Origin of the sequence: Macrococcoides bohemicum (genome assembly GCF_003259675.1) — a bacterium.
In the GTDB taxonomy this organism is placed as follows: Bacteria; Bacillota; Bacilli; order Staphylococcales; family Staphylococcaceae; genus Macrococcoides; species Macrococcoides bohemicum.
Genome location: NZ_PZJG01000001.1, coordinates 545,043 through 564,376, shown reverse-complemented (window position 1 = coordinate 564,376; position 19,334 = coordinate 545,043). Strand labels below are relative to the sequence as shown.

Below are 19,334 nucleotides of genomic sequence, written 5' to 3'. Positions count from 1 at the left end.
TAAGTCATTTATTAAGTGGTAAAGCTAGAATTCCGAAAAACTTTTGTAGAGTTCGTACATAAATTGCTCAAAATCTTCAATATTACCCTCTTGTTTGTTAAAGTTTGAAAGGATATGACTGAATTTAGTTGCATAGCGACTATCTACTATTCTTCTATCAAAACAAATCATCCAACCACGATCTTTTTCGTTCCGGATTAAACGACCCGTAGCCTGGTGTAATTTGTTGACAGCGATAGGAACTTGATAATCTAGAAATACATCATTTACTTCATCTTTCATCAATGCGATATTTAAATCTTTCGGATGCATAAAAGGTAAAGAAACAATCATTACGCATTTTACACCGTCATATTTAAAGTCTATGCCTTCGTAAAATGTTTGCGTAGCGAGCAGTACACCTTTTTCTAATTGATTAAATTGCTGATTCAGTTTCGTTGTATTAACATCACTATTTTGCGTCAATATAACTTGGTCAAGCGCTGTTTCATATAAATAGTCTCTCAAAATTTCAACCTGTTGATAGCTATTTAGTAAGATTAATGCTTTACCATCGTAATTGTTTAAATACATCAATATATATTCCAGACATTTTTCTATATATTCTTCTTGTTGCTGATAATTGAATGCTGGTATGTCTGTAGGTATATATAAAGGTGCTTTATATTTTTCGAATGACGCATCAAATTTTATATATTTCTTGCGCTCCATAAATAAGTCTGATAAAACGTTATGTTCATTAATTGAGTTTATCGTTCCGGAGATAAATATTTTCGAATCAAATGCATCTAAAATATAGTTTTCAATTACTTCTTTTACTTTATGCTCTTTTAAAATAATATGAATGCCTGATTTATTGTGATTATTAAACATTATATACAGCTCACCATGTACCGATATATTGTTATAACATCGTTCAAAGTTTTCTTTTAAGTTAATAATCATTTTGCGTTGGATTTTTGTAATGTTAGGTGCAGAAGCAATCATTGACAGCGTATGCATTAATTCAAGCATTAAAATAGCTAGTTCATCTTCTTTCTTGATTTCAGCTTGTATAATACGATTTGAATAATAATGTGTAAGTAGGTAATCAAATAACTGTTCATACTTTTCATTTAATTGCTGTAATTCATTATTAATACTCCCGTATTGGAAAAATGTCAAATCATTTAGTTTTTGCTTGTGACTAATAGCACTTGTATCAAATTCCTGCAATGTCTGAGATATTAAATATTTTAAATCCTGATATTTCAGTTCAAAAGTTGTGTATTTTAATGCGTAATTGAGTATTTGATGTGCTTCATCAATAATAATATGATGATAATTTTCAAACACATTAAGTTTTCGATTTGATAAAAGATGCGCATGATTTGTGATTCCAACATGCGCCGTATCAGGATAAGTATCAAACAAATAAGTTTCATTTTGTTGAGGTATATAGAGACTGCGCATCAATTCAAAGTATATTTTACGTCCACCATTTAAATTCAGCTGTTCGATATCACCATCATTACCACTCATTAAAAAGATGATCAACTGCATTTTTAATATGGAAATATCATGATTAATTTTTGTATCCTTTAAAATATAATCCACAAATTCAATTGTTAAATAATGATTTTTACTTTTAATAATTTGATAAGGTAATTTTAATCCTTGACGTTTTAAAAGTGCGATATCATAATCAATCATTTGATTTTGTAGAGCTATCGTCGAAGTAGACACGAGTACTGATTGATTAGTCTTCGCAATAAAATATGCGGCAGCAATTAAATAACTTAATGTTTTTCCGCTTCCAAGTTCCGCTTCTATTGTAATTTCAGTTTGTTGTTTTAAACTTAAATAAATTTCATAAGATAATTGATATTGCTCTTCTCTATAAATAAAATCAAGTGATTGTATCGTCTGTTCAAAAAATGTTTCAAAAGATACATCGATATTTAGTGGATTCACTTGTCTATTTTTTTTGATAAAATTAATGCCGTTCACTGTATTATAATCAACAGAACTACGCTCATAATCTCGTATCAGATCAAATAATACTTCATCAAAATGATAGCGCATTTGTTTCGCCTGGCTATATAATGATTTCAAAGTAGTACTAGGTAAATTACGTAATCGATCTAATGCAATCATCAATATTTCGCATGTCGCTTTGGCATCGTCAATTGCTCGATGTGCATTTGTTAACTTTATATTTAGCTGCTCAGATAAATAAGACAATTGATACCTCGACATTTGAGGAAATACAATCTTAAATACATCTACAGTATCAATAATGTATTTTGGTTTATAGAATATATTACTTTCATTAAAATATTTTCTTAAAAAATTTAAATCGAAATCAACATTATGTGCTACAAACACACAGCCTTCTAATAATTCATATAGTTGAAGAGCGATCATTTGAAATGTCGGCGCATGTTCGACCATTTCATTATTTATTTTTGTTAATGACTGAATAAACGGTGGAATCGGTTGCGTAGTATGCACAAATGATTCAAATGTGTCGATAATCCGATTGTTTTGCATAATACAAACACCAATCTGAATCATTTCATCCACTTCCAGATTATTCCCTGTTGTTTCTAAATCTACAATAGCATATTTTAATGCCATATTTTACACCTACACTTCTATATCTGCACTTATGAAATGATGGCGTTCACCTGTGTCATCTAACACAACGAGTACACCATCGTCTTTCAAATCGATAGCTTTGCCATAAATTTGTTTATTACCTTCAGTATACCTTAACGTTCTATCCCAAATCATAGAATAACTTTTATAAATATTTTTTATCTCTTTAAATGGTTGCGTTAAAAAAGCTTCATAATAATGTTCAATTGAATCTATTAACGTTTTGATAAAAAGATAGCGATCAGTATCTGTTTTAGACTCAAGTTTTAAACTTGTAGCAGTATCTCTAATCGTTGCATCAAAATCTTCGATTGTATGATTTATATTTATACCAATGCCGCAAATAATCGTATGAACACCATCAGAATCTCCATTGATTTCTGTTAAAAAACCACAAACTTTCTTGTCATTGATATATACATCATTCGGCCATTTAATTTTTGGTTCAAGATGTGTAACATTTTTTATCGCTTCAGCGATTGCAATCGAAATAAACAAATTAAACGTTGCAATTTGCTGATAGCTAATATTCGGATGTAACACAAGACTCATCCATAACCCAGTGTCACGTTTAGAAGCCCATGGACGTTTAAAGCGCCCTTTACCAGCTGTCTGAATTTCGCTCAATACAAGTAACGGTTTATCAATTTCCATTAATAATTCGTGTGCTATAGTCTGAGTAGAAGTTACTTCTTCATAGACAAATTGTTTTTGAAATATTGAATCCGCTAATACATATGATAATAAATCACTATCCCAATGATCTGGAACTGAAGTAATGCGATATCCTTTGTTCTTTATTGATTCAACTGAATATCCTTGTGTCTTCAAAACTTCAATTGCTTTCCATATCGCAGTACGTGACACGTTGAATTGTTCAGCGAGTTTTTGTCCAGAAACATAATCGTCTTTATGTATCATTAAATATTCAAGTATATCCTGTTTATATTTAGACATGATTCTTTGCCCACTCCAATATTTTTTCTTGTCGATTGCTCAGTCGTCCTTCAATAACTGCTAATTCAATTTTGTTTATCATACTTTTTAGCCAAGGACCAGGTTTTTTATTTAAATATGACATTAGTACATTTCCATCAATTTGCAATTCATCTCGTGTCTGAATTGGTAATTGTTGTTTAGCATTTTGAATTGATGTTATATCTACTAAATTATCAAAAATAATTTTTTCATTTAATATAAAACGATACACATCTTGAATTAAATCTATATCAAATCGATATACAAATGATTTTAAACTCATATCAGGCTGATTAAAATAATCAAAAATTAAGACACAGTCTTTTATTTGTTTCTTCTCTTGATTTGATAGTTTAAAATCAGAAATTTTAGATGTTAAATCCTGATCTACTTTTGATTCACAATATATAATATATGCGATGTAAACGGTAAAATCTACAGGTGAGTGTACCTGATAAGAAGCCGTATTCCCCTTTATAGCTCTAAAAAAAGGTAGATGACTATACATTGTCTTATAAAAGATATGTAATGCTTGATGAACACCTTTACCCATCAATAGTTTCTTCATCTCAACAACTATCCGCTCTATTGACACTAAAGCAATTGTTGCAGCATGTTTTTCAATAGCCAGCAGAGTATTCTCTTCAATATTAAAATACAGGACACTTTGAAATCGGATAGCGCGCATCATGCGTAATGCATCTTCTTCGAAACGATGAGCTGCATTACCTACTGCACGTATTTCTTTATTTACCAAATCTTTTTGGCCATCAAAATAATCGATTATTTCGTGTGTTTCACTTAATGCTAGCGCATTGATTGTAAAATCTCGACGTTCTAAATCAGATTTCAAATCGGTAACGAATTGTACCTGATCAGGACGTCGATGATCAATATATTCCCCGTCTATTCGAAATGTCGTTACCTCAAACTGATAGTCCTGCCTCAATACGATGACTGTACCATGATCAATACCAACAGGCACAGTCTTACTAAAAATCTTGATGATATTTTCTGGCAGACAATTTGTAGTTATATCGATATCATTTATTTCTTTTTTAAGCAATAGATTGCGTACAGCACCGCCTACAATGTACGCTTCATATCCATGCAGCTTTAATTCTCCGATGACTTCATTTGCAGCTATTATCAACGCCTGTGTTGTATGATTTAAATATGCTAGTTCTAATTTCATAACTACTCCATTTTTGACATTAATTTTTTACTAAAGATTGGTAGATTGCTTCGTATTGATCTGTAATAATTGTAGAATGGAATCTTTCATTAATATCAACTTTCATCGCTTTCTGAAATTTTGAATATAATTTATCATTCGTAAGTAGGTCAATGGCATATTCACTTGCTTGAACTGTATCACCTACATCCACAATAAATCCTGTTTCAGTATGTTTAATGACTTCCTGTATACCGCCAGCAGTGGTTCCGATACACACAACACCCGAATGCATCGCTTCAAGCAATACAAGTCCAAAACTTTCTTTTTCACTCATCAATAAGAATAAATCAGACATTTGATAATAGCTCGCTACCTTATCCTGTTTGCCTAAAAACATGACATCATCAAGAACACCTAGTTTCTTTGCATAGCTTCTCATTTTCGATAGTTCTGGACCATCTCCTAATAAAATGAGCTTAGACTTTAACTTTGCTCTTACTAAACTAAACGTTTTAATAACATCCTGAATGCGTTTTACTTTCCTAAAATTTGATACATGGATCAACACTTTATAATCATCCGGGATACCATAACATGCTCTTAATGCTTTATTATCAATTGGTTCAAAATCTTTTTCATTAATAAAGTTGTACACTGTATTGATTTCCTTATCTGGCGCAATAATATCATATGTTTCCTGTGTTAATGCATTACTCACACTTGTGACAATATCGCTTTCTTCGATACCAAATTTTATGGCATCCTTTAATGTTGAATCGTACCCAAGAACCGTAATATCTGTACCATGTAAAGTTGTTACAATACCTACATCTTTTCTGGCAATCTGACGTGCAAGAATACCACAAATTGCATGTGGTACTGCATAATGCATATGTAAAACATCAAGGTCATACACATTGATAACTTCCGCAATTTTAGTCGCCAGCGTAATATCATAAGGTGGATACTGAAATACTGAATATTGATTAACATCAACCTGATGTATGGTAATATTCGGCATTTGAAACTGTATTCTAAATGGGGTGTTAGAAGTAATAAAATGAACGTCATGGCCTCTCTCTGCCATCTTTATTCCCAGTTCAGTTGCAATAATTCCCGAACCACCCATTGTAGGGTAACAAGTTATACCTATCTTCATAATGACCTCCTATAATGACTCAAAATACGTAATAATTGCTAGAGCGCTACCTTCATTTGTAGCAAGCGGTACATCATAAACATCAGACAATCGTAATAATGCACTGACATCTGGTTCATGAGGTTGCGCAGTCAAAGGATCACGGAAGAAAAAGATTGCATCAATTGCTTTATTAGCTACTAATGCACCAATTTCCTGGTCACCACCGAGTGGCCCTGATTTAAACCTTGTTACATTTAAACCCGTTCTTTCAATTACACGTAGACCAGTTGTGCCTGTTGCAAACAACTCATGTTTACTAAATTCATCTATATGATCTTCAATAAACTTAACTAGCGCATCTTTTTTCTGATCATGTGCGATAATAGCAAACTTCACTCCTTATCCACCCTTTCAAAGCGATTTTTATCCCTATTATTAAATTTATCCATCGTCTGATTAAAACTTTCTGTCAAATCAATATTCATTGAGTTAGCAAGACAAATTAACACAAAAAGATTATCAGCAAGTTCTAATCCAATCTCTTTTTCTTTTTCACTTAGTTTCTTTTGTTTTGGACCATATACATGATTAATTTCTCGCGCCAATTCTCCGACTTCTTCTGTTAATCTCACCATATTTTCCATTGGTGAAAAATAGCCAGGTTTAAATTGATTTATATATGCATCTACTTCTTGCTGCATTTCTAATAATGATTTCATAATTACCTCCAAAATATTAACATTATTATGTATAATTAAATTTATAAAGGGGGTTAATAAATGCAAAAAACGCTTCAAGTAAAATTAATTAATATTATCATGATTCTTATAGGTGCATTTATTTTTAGTTTTGGTATCGTGAATTTTAATATGGCTAACGCGCTGACAGAAGGTGGTTTTACCGGTATTGCTTTAATATTATATCATTTATTTCATTTCAGCCCTGCTATATTGAATTTAATCTTTAACATTCCACTTTTCTTTGTAGGATATAAACTATTAGGGAAACTTTCATTTATCTATACCTTAATAGGTACTTTAAGTGTATCGTTATTTCTTGGTATTTGCGAAAAATATCCATTACATATTAATTTAAAAGATGATTTACTTCTCGCTAGTTTATTTGGCGGTGTATTTATTGGTGCTGGTCTCGGCATTATCTTTCGATTCGGAGGAACAACCGGTGGTGTTGATATCCTTGCCCGACTTATGAAAAAATATTTCGAAGTACCAATGGGAAGAACGATGTTCGCATTTGATTGCCTCGTTATTCTTGCAACATATTTAACACTAGGTGATTATCGCATTACAATGTATACACTCGTCTGTGTATTTGTTGGAGCGCGCGTCATCGATACAATCCAGGACTCAGGTTACTCTGCACGAGGTGCAATGATTATTTCTGAGCAACACCAGGCAATTTCTGATGAAATCAGTAACGTATTAGAACGTGGTGTAACATTAATCTCAGCACATGGACATTATTCTAAAACTGACCGTCCAATTGTATACTGTGTCGTGCCAAGAAATGAAATCACACGTCTAAAACAGGTCATTAACAGTATAGATCCACATGCATTTGTATCACTGCTAGATGTACACGACGTATTAGGCGAAGGATTTACTTTAGATGAATTTAAAAAGCCGTTAGAAAGATAATATATATCATTAAATACATAATAAAAACCGACCATATTTTATAAATCAATGAATGATTAATAGAATATGGTCGGTTTTATTTAATATACGTTTTTTAATGATTCATCATTATTAATCTGAATTTCTTGCCATCATAAAGAATCTTAAAAACTCAGCTACAGCAACTGCAGTCGCTGCCACATAAGTCATTGCTGCTGCAGATAAAACAGTTTTTGCATGACGATATTCTTCTTCATTAACAATATGCAATGCTTCAATCTGGTTCATCGCGCGCTTACTTGCATCAAACTCAACCGGTAATGTAACAATTGAGAATAATACGGCAAATGACATTAATACAACACCGGCCCAGATAGCCATTGTTCCGATGCCACCACCTTGTTGACTCATGCCAGTTAATACTGCACCAATCATGATAAGCATGTAGCTAAATGTAGTACCTAAATTTGCTAATGGTACTAAAGCACTTCGTACTTTAAGCATTCCATAACCTGTTGCATGTTGAATTGCATGACCTACTTCATGTGCTGCAATTGCAGTACCAGCGACACTTGGTTGTCTGAAATTAGATGGACTAAGTACTACAACTTTCTTGTTAGGATCATAATGATCTGATAAGAAGCCTTCACCTTCAATAACTCGAACGTCTGTAATTCCGTTTGCTGCTAAAATTTCTTCAGCTACTTGTTGTCCAGATTTTCCACTTGTAGAACGTACGCGACTATATTTATTGTAAGTAGACTTTACTTTATATTGGAAATACATCGGTACTAACATTATGATAATAAAATACAGGATATAACTCATTAATGTATTGCCTCCTTATACTAGATTAATTTAATTTTATTAAAAAGGTCAAAATTAATCAAATATTATGTCCTTATCCATGATGTAAAGTAATAGCACAAAACATAATATTGATAACCAGAATGAAAAATAACCAATATGTTGAATGTATTCATTCAACATACTATACACAGGATATTGCATATAGACATAATCAATGACATCATTATGAAATACCCAAATTGCAGTAAGTAAAACGTGTTTTAATCTTATTTTGAATAATGGAAAGAAAAGAAGTGCCTGCACCGCCATAATGGCATGTGATATACAGAGCATTAAACCGATAGCTGTGACCTGACCTAATTCAATAAAGGTTAATATGTTCATCACTACTGCCCATATGCCATATTTAATAAGTGTGATAAATGCAAGGCATTCAATTAACGGTAAATGTTTTTTAAATAAAATAGCTGTAAGCGCAATAATTAAAAATAAAGTGGCTGTCGGACTATCTGGTACAAACGGTATAAAATACCACTTCGTGTTAGTAAGTTGTTCAGTATACCAGTAATAGCCATAAAGCGTTCCTAAAAGATTACACAAAATAATAAAGATAAGAAATACTTTATTCTGAATCCAGTAATAAATTTGATCTATCATCATGCACCTCATAAAAAAAGAATCATCACATGGATGATTCTTTAGTTATTATTTCTTAAGTGGTTTACCGCTTTCGTCAGTTTCTTCTAAACCTTCGATAAATTTACCAACTTCTTTGATTTGTTCTTTTGTTAAAGTATCTTTAAATGATGGCATTGCACCACTACCTTTTTCAACAAAACCTTCAACAGCAGCTGCAGGTAATTGAGATTTAACTAAGTTAGGGCCTGAACCACCAGTTAATTCTCCACCATGACAACTTGTACAGTTAGATTTAATAATCTTTTCGTACGTTGGATCTTTCTTATCTAAGTTAGTGAAAACAATCTTACCTTGCGCTGCTTGTTGTTTCCAATCATGGTAATGAGAAGATTCCCATGTTGTATAGAAGATAATAGCAACTGCAAGTAACATAAATCCAGAAGCTAAAGGACGTTTTGTCCATTTACGCTCAGGACCTCTGTCTAACCAAGGTGCTAACATTAATGCACCGAAAGCGATACCTGGCATTACAATTGCACCAAATGTATTAAATGGACCTGATGCGTAAGTATATTTTAAGATTTGATATAAGAATAAGAAATACCAGTCAGGTAATGGTGTGTAACCTGTATCTGATGGATCTGCGACACGTTCTAATGGAGATGGATGCGCAACTGTTAAACATAAATATGCAACTAGGAATACTGCTCCCGTCATCCATTCTTTTAATAAGAAATCAGGCCAGAAACTTTCTGTTTTACCTGGAAATTCTGAATAATCTCGATTTAATTTTGGTTTCTCATAAGATTTAATACGAGAATCACCAACAAACTTCATACCTTTTCCGCGATGCATCTATATTACCTCCTTTTATAGTGTATTCGTGTTTATAGTGGCCCCGAAATACCTTGTTTTCTGATCATGATAAAGTGAGCTGCTAACAACGCGAATAAACATGCAGGCAAGAAGAATACATGAATAGCGAAGAATCGCGTTAATGTTTGTGCACCGACAATTTGTGGGTCTCCGGCTAATAATGTTTTAACCCATGGACCGATAAACGGTACAGATTCTGCAATTTGTAAACCTACTTTTGTTGCAAATAATGCTTTCATATCCCATGGTAAAAGATAACCTGTAAACGATAATCCTAACATTACGAAGAAAATTAAAACGCCGACTAACCAGTTTAATTCACGTGGTTGTTTATAACTACCTGTAAAGAATACACGAAGCGTATGTAAGAACATCATGACTACAACTAAACTTGCACCCCAGTGATGCATACCACGAACAATAACACCTGCTGCAACATCATGCTGTAAATAATAAACTGATTTCCAAGCATTTACGATATCTGGTACGTAGTACATTGTTAAGAACATACCTGATAATACTTGAATTACTGTGATGAAAAACGTTAAACCACCAAAACAATAAACGAATGCAGAAAAGTGATAAGCAGGGTTAACATGCTCAGGCACCTCATGATCTGCGATATCGCGCCAGATTGGTGTAATATCAAGTCTGTCATCGACCCAATCATAGATTTTATCGATCATTTTTTACCCTCCTATTTCACTAATTCATTTGGATGTTTTTTACCGATTGTAAGCATACCGCCTTTATCACCAGTTTCATACTGATCTAAAGGTCCAAGTGGTGGTGTACCAGGAACATTTTTACCATTCTTTTCGTAACGACCATTATGACATGGACAGAAGAATTGGTTTGGGTTTGATTTATCACCGTTCCATGTTACTGTACAACCTAAATGTTTACAAACTGGAGACATTGCAATAATGTTTTCCCCATCTTTATAAACCCATGCAAAATCTGTTACTTCGCTCGTATACCATGCATCTTTTTGTTCGTATTTGAAATCCACTTTCGTTGGTTCCTCAGTGATTTCCGAAACTTTAAGGCTAGTCGTAATCATATCTCCTGCAGCTCCAGATTTAAAAACAGGATCTAATGCGAAACGCCCCAATGGCATAACCATACCAGCAGCCATAAATGATCCAACTCCCATTAAGGAATAGTTTAAAAATTGGCGTCTTGTGACACGTTGGCTCATTTAATTTTCCCCCCTCTAACGCGATTCTTTTATATAAAATATACTAGGACATATCAATTTTAGCTTATTAAGGTGGCTTGGTCAATAAGATGTCACAATTTATGTAATAAAATTGTCATTATTTATTCCATAAAATAATAATTGATTTCATCAATGATTTGATATTCTCCTGGACAAATTCCTGTTTCATTTCATGATCTAATGTTTCTAAAGGTAAGATATTTATTTTATGCACATTTTCTTTTTCAAGATTAAATTTTTGTGGTACCACAAATACCAGATTCTTAAATCCGAATGTTTGTAATTGTGATTCGATAGTATCAAGGATTTTAATATCATCTATGAGCTGAATAGGTGGAACTACTAACAGACGACCTTTAAATTGTTGTTCTACTCCCATCGTTACATATTGAATCATTTCATAATGATCAGCGATGTCCATCAAATGTTTTGAGTAATCAACCGGTACAACCGGAATAATTGCAGTGTCTATATATTCAAGTTGATCCTGCAAAGTTTTTAGATCCTGATGATTAAATAACATGTTTTCTTTTCCTCTCTAAATCAATTTTTAATTGCGTAAGCATTGCAAAACGGATTTGATTTTTTGTAAGTAAAGTGTCTTCTATTGCGTAGTTAATCTGTTCAATCAAATAAGTATATAACTTAGGATTTGTGAATATTTCATACAAATCTATTTTCATTTCAATATAATCAATGTTTAAATCGTTTTCATCCATCACTAGAAAATCAATTTGATACATTAACTCCTGCTGACATATAATATCGTATTTCAAATCACTAAATAATATATTCACATATAACTGTTTTTCGTTATTTACTAGATAATGGAAAATAACATCACTATCAGTATAAATACCATGACTTAATATCAAATGTACTTTAAATTGATTAAAAATGATTAACTGATCTTTTAGTTGTGTCGTTTTTTTAAATTGTATATGTTCTAAAATATTTGGTTTATCTTTTATCAAATTAAGTAACCACACTGTATTTTTATCATGAATTTCATATTGATTGAGTAAATACTTTATGAATCCACTACGTTCATCAATGATATTGTAATTCATTAAGCATCAATATCCGCATTCGGGTCGATTTGAAGTATTAACGCATACAATTGTTCGGCAAGTTTTACATCTGCAATCTCACGTGCATAGTTATAATAATCCGTTAAGAATTGCGTATTGTCTTTTAGCACATTATAGCTTTCGGCATAAAAATGTTTCGCTTCTGTATCTTTTTCTAATTGCTGATAACTAAAAGCCAGATGCCACATCACTGTTGGATCTAAATCTTCCTCGTCTATATATGCAAATAATTTCACAAGATCTTCATATGCTTCTTCTTCTCTATAGTAATCAGCAAGTAATAATGATGCTTCAACATATGATGGATCTATTGTTAACGCCTGAATTAAATATTCAACCCCCTTTTCATTATGCATCTTAATCATGATGCGGCCTGTATCAACAAGCAATTCTTTATAAAACTCATTTAAACTTAAACCTTTTTGTCCTACTATGATTGCATCATTGTATTTACGTTCGCTTTCTAACAAGTTTACGAGTAATAAATAAGCCTGCATATAATCCGGATCTTTATCTAATAAGGTTTGTAATGTTTGAATACTGCGTTCTATTCGATCTGCTTTCTGATAACTGATCGCCATCTTGAAATAATCATCACTTAGCATATCCTTGTCATCTATTTTTTCATAATGTTCTACCGCTTCTTCATAGTCACCTGATTGTAAGACACAATCCGCTATGCGTGATTGAATATTAACATTATTGACACGGTCAATTCCATTATTTATCAAATACTCATAACTTCGGGCTGCCGGTAAATATTGACCGTCAAAATAATATAGTTCAGCGAGTGCAAAACTTATAATTGGATCCTCACTAGACATCGCATATGCCTGTTTCACTTTTTCAATAGCTACTTCAAGCATATCCTGCTGTTGATAGATATCAGCCTCGAGCATTAATCGTTCTACCGTAAGCGGTGTATTATGAAGTATCTCTATCGCCTTATCATGTTGATTATCGTCAATTAAACATTCGATATAATAAGCCATCACATCTGGTTCATCAGGATACAGCTCAAATAATCGCGAAAATACTTTCAACCCTTGAGGATTAAGTCCATATTGTAATAGTGTATCCCCAAGCTGAAATAAAGCATCGTGATCATCAGTAAATAATGCACCGTCTATTGATTCGTCCAGTTTGTCCAAATTTTGCAGATGAATCTGATCAATAATCTGATAAATATCCATTAGTTTCCTCCTTGTAATCGTCTTAAATCATTCATAAATGATGGGTACGATACATTAACCGCATCAATATGATCAATTTCAATTTCTTCAGTTTCTAATAAATTCGCAATAGCAAGCAACATACCGATACGGTGATCATTAAAAGATGAAAATCGCGTGCTCTGCATCAATTCTTTTTCCTGTCCATAAATTATCATACCATCATCAGTAGCTTCTATATGATAGCCGAGCTGATTCAAACTTTCAACTACCTTGTCTATTCTGTTCGTTTCCTTTACCTTCAATTCTTCAGCATCACGTATCACACTTCTACCACGCGCCTGTGTCATCAATAATGCAATAATCGGTATCTCATCAATTAATGTTGGAATCATATCCCCATAAATTTCTGTTGCATTTAACTGGGCTGTATATTTCACCTCTATATCGCATATCGGTTCCGCACCGTCAGAAACAGATTTTAAAGAAATTTGTCCACCCATTGCCTTAACAACTTCAATAATACCAGAACGTGTCTTATTTGTTCCGACATTTCTGATGACAATATGACTTCCGGGAATGATTAAACCGGCTACGATAAAGAATGCAGCAGAAGAAATGTCACCAGGTACTTGTACATCAGTAGTTACTAACTTATCTATGGAATGCGCTGGTAAGTGGATATAATCATCTTGTTTCTCAACTTCAATGCCAAACTGTTGAAACATGAGTTCTGTGTGGTTACGTGAAGTCACCTGTTCTTTTAACATAACATCGCTTTTTGCATACAAACCTGCAAATAATATTGCTGACTTTACTTGCGCACTTTTAACCTGCATATCATATGTTATCCCATTAATATTAACAACATTATCCATGCTATTGATAACAAGTGGTGTACGACTATTATTTTGACTACCAATAATATCCACACCCATTAAACGCAACGGTTCAATGACACGATCCATCGGTCTTTTCGCTATTGAATCATCACCACTCATCACAGACATAAATGGCAGCCCCGCAAGTACACCAGACAATAACCGTGTAGTTGTGCCTGAATTACCAGTGTCCAGCACTTGTGTAGGCTCAACAAAATTACGATAACCTTGAGCGTTAATTATTATTTCTTTATTTACTTCATTAACCCGAATATCCACGCCTAACTTTCGAAAAATATTTATCGTACTCAAACAATCTTCACCTAATAAAGGGTCTATGATTTTCATTTTTCCTTCCGATAAACTACCTAAGATAATTGCGCGATGTGTGATTGACTTATCACCAGGTACTTTTATCTCGCCTGTTAATCCTTTACTTTTCACCATAACAACTCCTTAATACAGTAACCCAGCGCTCAAAAGACTTTTTTAATGTGCCGTGTTCAAATGATTTCAAATAAAACACATCTTCTAAATGACCTTGTCGTTGTTTCATGACAACAAAACTAATACTTTCTGTTTCATTTTTCTTATCTTTACTGAGCAGTGCGTAATAATGTTTAAATGCCTTCACTTCTACTTCTGGAAACCCTAGCTGAATCAGCCAATGATAAAACTTTTCGATTACATTTTCTTCATATCCACTTAAAATAAGTGCAAACATCATCCCATGCATAACAGCAATGCCGTGTGGCAATTTGTGTGAAAATTCTAAAGCATGACCTAACGTATGTCCAAAATTTAAGTACTTTCGTACGCCACTTTCTAACTCATCACGCTCTACGACATTCAGTTTCGTTTGAATGCCATAAGTAATCCATGTCTGTATTTTATGCATATCTTTTAAATCGTCCGGTTTATTAAATGCCTGCATTAATCTTGATAAATCATCATTTACGATATCACTTGTCTGATTTACTTTGTAATTCCCATTCAATATTACGTGCTTCACGATTTCAGCAAACCCACTTAAAAGCTCAGCATCATTTAAAGTATTTAAAAAAGAAATATCATATATCACTCCATCAGGTCGTTTAAATGCACCGATTAAGTTCTTGCCATGTTTAGAATTTATTCCTGTCTTTCCTCCAATTGCAGCATCATGAGCTAAGATCGTAGTAGGTACCTGAATGAACGAGATACCGCGTAATAAACTTGCAGCAACATATCCTGTAAAATCTCCAGTAGCCCCTCCACCGATAGCAATCAAGCAATCATTACGTTTAATATTTTTTTCAAGTAATAGTTCTATCATTGTATTAAAATGATGCATCGTCTTTACAGCTTCACCTGAAGGAATCAACACTTTTTCAATATCATATCTTTTCATGAATGTATCTATCTTTGCTTTGTGAAGACTATACACATAAGTATCAATTAATGCATAACATTTGTGATAATGATTTAGATCATATTCCAGTTCCAATGCATTTTCTGAAACAATAATCTCATAATCTTTCGCCTTTTGGTCCACCTGATAATTTGTAATGAGTTTCATCTAGAACTCCTTAATATAAGTTTTGTGACGTTCAATATTATCCTGTAATTGAGCTAAATCATTGGATTGAAACTCATCCAGTATTTCTTTCGCGATCTCAAAAGCAACAGCATGTTCACAAACAATTGATGCTGCTGGCACAGCACAGCTATCACTGCGTTCTATAGAAGCTTTATATGCTTCCTTTGTATTAATATCGACTGAATCAAGCGGTTTGTATAGTGTTGGGATAGGCTTCATTACAGCATTAACGATAATTGGCATGCCATTGGTCATCCCGCCTTCAAATCCTCCAAGCTGATTAGATAAGCGATAATATCCCGATTCATCATAACCAATGGGATCCTGCACTTGACTACCAGGTAAATGCTTCATATCATAGCCTGCACCAAATGACACTGCTTTAAATGCATTAATGCTAATAACAGATTGTGCCACTTTACCATCTAATTTACGATCGTAATGTACATAGCTTCCTAAACCTGCCGGTACGTTTTCTACAATAACCTGCACTTCACCACCAATTGAATCACCATTTGATTTTGCCAGATCGATTATATCTCGCATCTGTTGTGCAACATTGTCATCAATACAACGCACATCATTAGTATCATTATTTTCTTTAATAGTATGAATTGGATAATCGGTGTTATCTCTAGCACCACCAATTTCAACGACACGGGAAAATATATCAATACCCAGCTGACTCAATAACACTTTACAGACCGCACCAACTGAAACACGTGCAGCCGTTTCACGTGCACTTGAACGTTCAAGCACGTTTCGTAAATCTCTGTGACGATACTTCATACCGCCGACAAGATCAGCGTGTCCAGGACGTGGTTTTGTAATGACACGTTTCACGGGTTCTATATCATCTTTTGGATCTACACCCATCACCTTTAACCAATGTTTATGGTCATCATTTGTTATCACTAAAGTAATCGGCGAACCAAGTGTAACACCATGCCTTACACCAGAGGTTATCTCTACAGTATCTTTTTCAATCTGCATACGTCGACCTCGGCCATATCCACCTTGACGTTTAAATAATTCCTGATTGATCATATCACTTGTAAGCCGCATGTTAGAAGGCATGCCTTCTATAATGACAGTTAGTTTAGGACCATGTGATTCTCCCGCTGTTAAAAATCTCAAAATAATCGCTCCTTAATATTTATCATTACTAAATCTTATCAAATATATGCTTGTTTCTCCAATGTATTATATTTAAATCCAAATAAAAAAAGACAGTTACCTATATAGGTAACTGTCAATTTATTAATTAGTACACCCAAGCAGCTGTTACTCGAAATGGTAGTTCGCCAGGAATTTCACAGAAATAAAAAACGTTGATTTTACGGTGTTTACAGACCTTTAATTTTTATTTTTGTTTCATGCAATTTCTCATATTATTAATTATCTGCCCTTTTTCTGCCCTTTTTCACTAATATTAATAAAGATACTGGTAATCTAACATAAACTAAATATATTCTCTTTCTGTAATGTATTAAATATTAAAAAAGACTGAGATGGATTTTAGCCATCTCAGTCTTTTTCAAATGCCCATGTATATTTAGCTTTCTTATCTGTAAAATGATAATAAGGAATTATATTATCATTTTGAAGTCTCCCAATTACTATAGTAGGATTTATCCCCATACTCTCCGCAAAAGCATTGATAGAAGTAAAACTGAAATCACCGCCTGTAGTAAAATCATTATATTCCACATCAGGTATCAATGTATTTCTAGCAAAAGTATCTGCTTCTTTTTCTCTTACACTTTTGCCATCCAACTCTATAAAGTTTTTAGTTGGATGCATTAGAATATGACCAATCTCATGAAAGAAAGTAAACCAAAACATATCAGCGTATTTACCTTTATTACTCATCGCTAATGTTATTTTACCATCTCTCCACATAACCATGCCTTTAGGTTTAGCATTTTTCAAACTAGGCATAAGTATAAAATGTATTCCCGCTTCTCTTAGTGTTCTAGTGATTTCGGGTATAAATAACGCTGGTTCCTCATTGGTTAGGCTCCTTAAATAACTAATCGAGTTTTCAAGAATTTCTTTATTAAATTCTAAAGGCAACTCCTTAGATGCCTTTAACGTTACCATTTCAATCCACAAATTAGTGTTTATTACATGGCTTTCCTTTTCAAGTTCCGTAGCTCTGAAATTAATTGCTATTTCTCGTTCTTTTAATACATCTAGACTAGCTATTTTAAAAATTTTACACAGTTCTTTTATTTTGTCTTCACCTTTCCTATGTTTAGCTACAATACCTAGCTTAACTAGTTTGGTATAATCGATATGACTAAGAAGTGGTATTTGTTCCTTTATATGCTCATTTTGTTCTATTTCCATCTTTAGAGCATCGTATTTGGCTTGTAGATTTAACCAAGTCTGTGAATCAACTTTAAATACCTTAGATAAATTAAGCGCCATCTTAGGATTGACAGACTTAAGGCCATTAACAATTTCACTTACATTTTTGGCACTAGTATCTAAACGGGTTGCTAACTCTCTTTGAGTCATATCTAAATCATCAAGACTATCTTGTATATATACTCCTGGATGAAAAGCCATTTGGTCATTATATTCTAATACTAATTTATCAACCATGATCTATCACCTCTATTATTAGTATATGTACAATCTCCGTCTTTTTAGCATCTAACTCATTAAGAAGACTATTACCATCTCTATCCACTGGCCTTACATAAAGCCTCCATTTTGATTTACGTCCCTCGAAATCAAGGCTACATGTCTCACTGAGTTTACCTTGAAGCCTATGGTAGTGAAATGGACCGTAGTTCATAATAGATTCAAATGAAGAAGCCGATTCAATGAAATTCAGCGCTTTCATCAATCCAATCGCCGGTTTGTCTCCAAGTTTCTTCTTAGCTTTTTTAGAGTCTGTACATATCTTTTGTGTTGCTGTTTTGTCGAATAGAACTTCCATCTCATCACAACCATATTACTTATTAGGTAATTCTATATAATACTACACTAATATATACCCTAATACAATAAACTTATCTAGATTGTTAAATATAAGATTAACTATCATTAATTTAAAATATGAGATATCTATTATCATTTAAAAAGCGATCATGGTATCTTTTATTGATTCGCAGTTATTAAAATAAATTTATGTTTAAATACCGTATTTTTCAACATTATAAAATCTATTGAGTATGATTATTAACTAAAATGGGCCATATCAAATTATAATGAAACTTTTTTGAGCGAATTTTGTATAAAGTTAACTGGGGCGCCGTTGTTTTGTGAAGTTTTTTCAGAGATTTAAGGTGGGGGGTATGATTAGCATAAAGCTTTATATGAAAAATTTATTTGTTAATTTTATTTTATTCATAATCGATTAAACTTATAACTTTTCTAAAGTGATGACTCTAATATTTGAATAGTGCCTGAAGGATCAAATCTATTTATCTTTTTTAACCTTAGTTTACTTATACTTCTAAAATATATCATTGCCTTAC

Annotated in this window: 20 protein-coding genes; 1 reads left to right on the top strand and 19 read right to left on the bottom strand. The window is 33.0% G+C overall.

Annotated features, from left to right (window positions below):
* Nucleotides 1-24: 24 nt before the first annotated feature.
* Genes BHX94_RS03700 through BHX94_RS03675 form a run of 6 tightly spaced genes read right to left on the bottom strand, consistent with a single transcriptional unit; the run spans nucleotide 25 to nucleotide 6,655 of the window.
* Nucleotides 25-2,619: a helicase C-terminal domain-containing protein gene (locus BHX94_RS03700; protein WP_111744947.1), complete on the bottom strand. Its 2,595-nt coding sequence runs from the start codon at nucleotides 2,617-2,619 to the stop codon at nucleotides 25-27.
* Nucleotides 2,620-2,628: 9 nt separating this feature from the next.
* Complete coding sequence (locus BHX94_RS03695; RefSeq protein ID WP_096076463.1) at nucleotides 2,629-3,597, bottom strand: biotin--[acetyl-CoA-carboxylase] ligase; 969 nt, start codon at nucleotides 3,595-3,597, stop codon at nucleotides 2,629-2,631.
* On the bottom strand, nucleotides 3,590-4,813 hold the full coding sequence (locus BHX94_RS03690) for a CCA tRNA nucleotidyltransferase (protein WP_111744946.1): 1,224 nt from the start codon (nucleotides 4,811-4,813) through the stop codon (nucleotides 3,590-3,592). Before BHX94_RS03690 ends, BHX94_RS03695 begins: the two co-directional genes overlap by 8 nt.
* Before the next feature lie 19 nt (nucleotides 4,814-4,832).
* Complete coding sequence (gene bshA, locus BHX94_RS03685) at nucleotides 4,833-5,954, bottom strand: N-acetyl-alpha-D-glucosaminyl L-malate synthase BshA (protein ID WP_096076461.1); 1,122 nt, start codon at nucleotides 5,952-5,954, stop codon at nucleotides 4,833-4,835.
* Nucleotides 5,955-5,963: 9 nt separating this feature from the next.
* Nucleotides 5,964-6,332, bottom strand: coding sequence for a methylglyoxal synthase (mgsA, locus tag BHX94_RS03680; protein WP_096076460.1), 369 nt, complete (start codon nucleotides 6,330-6,332; stop codon nucleotides 5,964-5,966).
* Nucleotides 6,329-6,655 (bottom strand): nucleotide pyrophosphohydrolase, encoded by a 327-nt coding sequence (locus BHX94_RS03675; protein ID WP_111744945.1) that lies wholly within the window; start codon nucleotides 6,653-6,655, stop codon nucleotides 6,329-6,331. The genes mgsA and BHX94_RS03675 overlap by 4 nt, the downstream gene beginning before the upstream one ends.
* 60 nt (nucleotides 6,656-6,715) lie before the next feature.
* On the opposite strand from BHX94_RS03675, the gene BHX94_RS03670 reads away from it, so the two are divergent.
* Nucleotides 6,716-7,594: a YitT family protein gene (locus tag BHX94_RS03670; protein ID WP_096076458.1), complete on the top strand. Its 879-nt coding sequence runs from the start codon at nucleotides 6,716-6,718 to the stop codon at nucleotides 7,592-7,594.
* A gap of 111 nt (nucleotides 7,595-7,705) precedes the next feature.
* Here the strand turns inward: BHX94_RS03670 and BHX94_RS03665 are convergent, their stop codons facing one another.
* The 13 genes from BHX94_RS03665 to BHX94_RS03605 form a co-directional block, all read right to left on the bottom strand.
* Nucleotides 7,706-8,401: a zinc metallopeptidase gene (locus BHX94_RS03665; protein ID WP_111744944.1), complete on the bottom strand. Its 696-nt coding sequence runs from the start codon at nucleotides 8,399-8,401 to the stop codon at nucleotides 7,706-7,708.
* Between the two features lie 54 nt (nucleotides 8,402-8,455).
* The gene (locus BHX94_RS03660; protein WP_379875043.1) at nucleotides 8,456-9,040 is read right to left on the bottom strand and encodes a DUF1405 domain-containing protein; all 585 of its coding nucleotides are present in this window, start codon (nucleotides 9,038-9,040) and stop codon (nucleotides 8,456-8,458) included.
* Between the two features lie 48 nt (nucleotides 9,041-9,088).
* A complete protein-coding gene (locus BHX94_RS03655; RefSeq protein WP_111744942.1) occupies nucleotides 9,089-9,877 on the bottom strand; it encodes a menaquinol-cytochrome c reductase cytochrome b/c subunit in 789 nt (262 codons plus the stop codon).
* A 32-nt stretch (nucleotides 9,878-9,909) separates the two neighbouring features.
* Nucleotides 9,910-10,584, bottom strand: a complete 675-nt coding sequence (gene qcrB, locus BHX94_RS03650) for a menaquinol-cytochrome c reductase cytochrome b subunit (RefSeq protein WP_086042577.1) — start codon at nucleotides 10,582-10,584, stop codon at nucleotides 9,910-9,912.
* An 11-nt stretch (nucleotides 10,585-10,595) separates the two neighbouring features.
* The gene (locus BHX94_RS03645) at nucleotides 10,596-11,099 is read right to left on the bottom strand and encodes a QcrA and Rieske domain-containing protein (RefSeq protein ID WP_111744941.1); all 504 of its coding nucleotides are present in this window, start codon (nucleotides 11,097-11,099) and stop codon (nucleotides 10,596-10,598) included.
* 118 nt (nucleotides 11,100-11,217) lie between these two features.
* Nucleotides 11,218-11,643: a DUF2487 family protein gene (locus BHX94_RS03640; protein ID WP_111744940.1), complete on the bottom strand. Its 426-nt coding sequence runs from the start codon at nucleotides 11,641-11,643 to the stop codon at nucleotides 11,218-11,220.
* Complete coding sequence (locus BHX94_RS03635; protein WP_111744939.1) at nucleotides 11,633-12,190, bottom strand: YpiB family protein; 558 nt, start codon at nucleotides 12,188-12,190, stop codon at nucleotides 11,633-11,635. Before BHX94_RS03635 ends, BHX94_RS03640 begins: the two co-directional genes overlap by 11 nt.
* Nucleotides 12,190-13,404, bottom strand: coding sequence for a tetratricopeptide repeat protein (locus BHX94_RS03630; RefSeq protein ID WP_111744938.1), 1,215 nt, complete (start codon nucleotides 13,402-13,404; stop codon nucleotides 12,190-12,192). The genes BHX94_RS03635 and BHX94_RS03630 overlap by 1 nt, the downstream gene beginning before the upstream one ends.
* Nucleotides 13,404-14,711, bottom strand: a complete 1,308-nt coding sequence (gene aroA, locus BHX94_RS03625) for a 3-phosphoshikimate 1-carboxyvinyltransferase (protein WP_111744937.1) — start codon at nucleotides 14,709-14,711, stop codon at nucleotides 13,404-13,406. The genes BHX94_RS03630 and aroA overlap by 1 nt, the downstream gene beginning before the upstream one ends.
* Nucleotides 14,698-15,822, bottom strand: coding sequence for a 3-dehydroquinate synthase (locus BHX94_RS03620; RefSeq protein ID WP_111744936.1), 1,125 nt, complete (start codon nucleotides 15,820-15,822; stop codon nucleotides 14,698-14,700). Before BHX94_RS03620 ends, aroA begins: the two co-directional genes overlap by 14 nt.
* Nucleotides 15,823-16,980: a chorismate synthase gene (gene aroC / locus BHX94_RS03615; RefSeq protein WP_111744935.1), complete on the bottom strand. Its 1,158-nt coding sequence runs from the start codon at nucleotides 16,978-16,980 to the stop codon at nucleotides 15,823-15,825.
* Between the two features lie 390 nt (nucleotides 16,981-17,370).
* Entirely contained in the window at nucleotides 17,371-18,453 is a 1,083-nt protein-coding gene (locus BHX94_RS03610; protein WP_111744934.1) for a HigA family addiction module antitoxin, read from the bottom strand.
* Nucleotides 18,446-18,793 (bottom strand): hypothetical protein, encoded by a 348-nt coding sequence (locus BHX94_RS03605; RefSeq protein WP_111744933.1) that lies wholly within the window; start codon nucleotides 18,791-18,793, stop codon nucleotides 18,446-18,448. The genes BHX94_RS03610 and BHX94_RS03605 overlap by 8 nt, the downstream gene beginning before the upstream one ends.
* Nucleotides 18,794-19,334: the final 541 nt, after the last annotated feature.

Coding starts and splice junctions, on each gene's coding strand:
- BHX94_RS03630 (WP_111744938.1), bottom strand. CDS start 13,404: ATGGATATTTATCAGATTATTGATCAGATTCATCTGCAAAATTTGGAC.
- BHX94_RS03690 (WP_111744946.1), bottom strand. CDS start 4,813: ATGAAATTAGAACTAGCATATTTAAATCATACAACACAGGCGTTGATA.
- BHX94_RS03610 (WP_111744934.1), bottom strand. CDS start 18,453: ATGGTTGATAAATTAGTATTAGAATATAATGACCAAATGGCTTTTCAT.
- BHX94_RS03655 (WP_111744942.1), bottom strand. CDS start 9,877: ATGCATCGCGGAAAAGGTATGAAGTTTGTTGGTGATTCTCGTATTAAA.
- BHX94_RS03640 (WP_111744940.1), bottom strand. CDS start 11,643: ATGTTATTTAATCATCAGGATCTAAAAACTTTGCAGGATCAACTTGAA.
- bshA (WP_096076461.1), bottom strand. CDS start 5,954: ATGAAGATAGGTATAACTTGTTACCCTACAATGGGTGGTTCGGGAATT.
- BHX94_RS03660 (WP_379875043.1), bottom strand. CDS start 9,040: ATGATAGATCAAATTTATTACTGGATTCAGAATAAAGTATTTCTTATC.
- BHX94_RS03700 (WP_111744947.1), bottom strand. CDS start 2,619: ATGGCATTAAAATATGCTATTGTAGATTTAGAAACAACAGGGAATAAT.
- qcrB (WP_086042577.1), bottom strand. CDS start 10,584: ATGATCGATAAAATCTATGATTGGGTCGATGACAGACTTGATATTACA.
- aroA (WP_111744937.1), bottom strand. CDS start 14,711: ATGGTGAAAAGTAAAGGATTAACAGGCGAGATAAAAGTACCTGGTGAT.
- BHX94_RS03695 (WP_096076463.1), bottom strand. CDS start 3,597: ATGTCTAAATATAAACAGGATATACTTGAATATTTAATGATACATAAA.
- BHX94_RS03675 (WP_111744945.1), bottom strand. CDS start 6,655: ATGAAATCATTATTAGAAATGCAGCAAGAAGTAGATGCATATATAAAT.
- BHX94_RS03670 (WP_096076458.1), top strand. CDS start 6,716: ATGCAAAAAACGCTTCAAGTAAAATTAATTAATATTATCATGATTCTT.
- BHX94_RS03605 (WP_111744933.1), bottom strand. CDS start 18,793: ATGGAAGTTCTATTCGACAAAACAGCAACACAAAAGATATGTACAGAC.
- BHX94_RS03665 (WP_111744944.1), bottom strand. CDS start 8,401: ATGAGTTATATCCTGTATTTTATTATCATAATGTTAGTACCGATGTAT.
- BHX94_RS03645 (WP_111744941.1), bottom strand. CDS start 11,099: ATGAGCCAACGTGTCACAAGACGCCAATTTTTAAACTATTCCTTAATG.
- BHX94_RS03635 (WP_111744939.1), bottom strand. CDS start 12,190: ATGAATTACAATATCATTGATGAACGTAGTGGATTCATAAAGTATTTA.
- BHX94_RS03620 (WP_111744936.1), bottom strand. CDS start 15,822: ATGAAACTCATTACAAATTATCAGGTGGACCAAAAGGCGAAAGATTAT.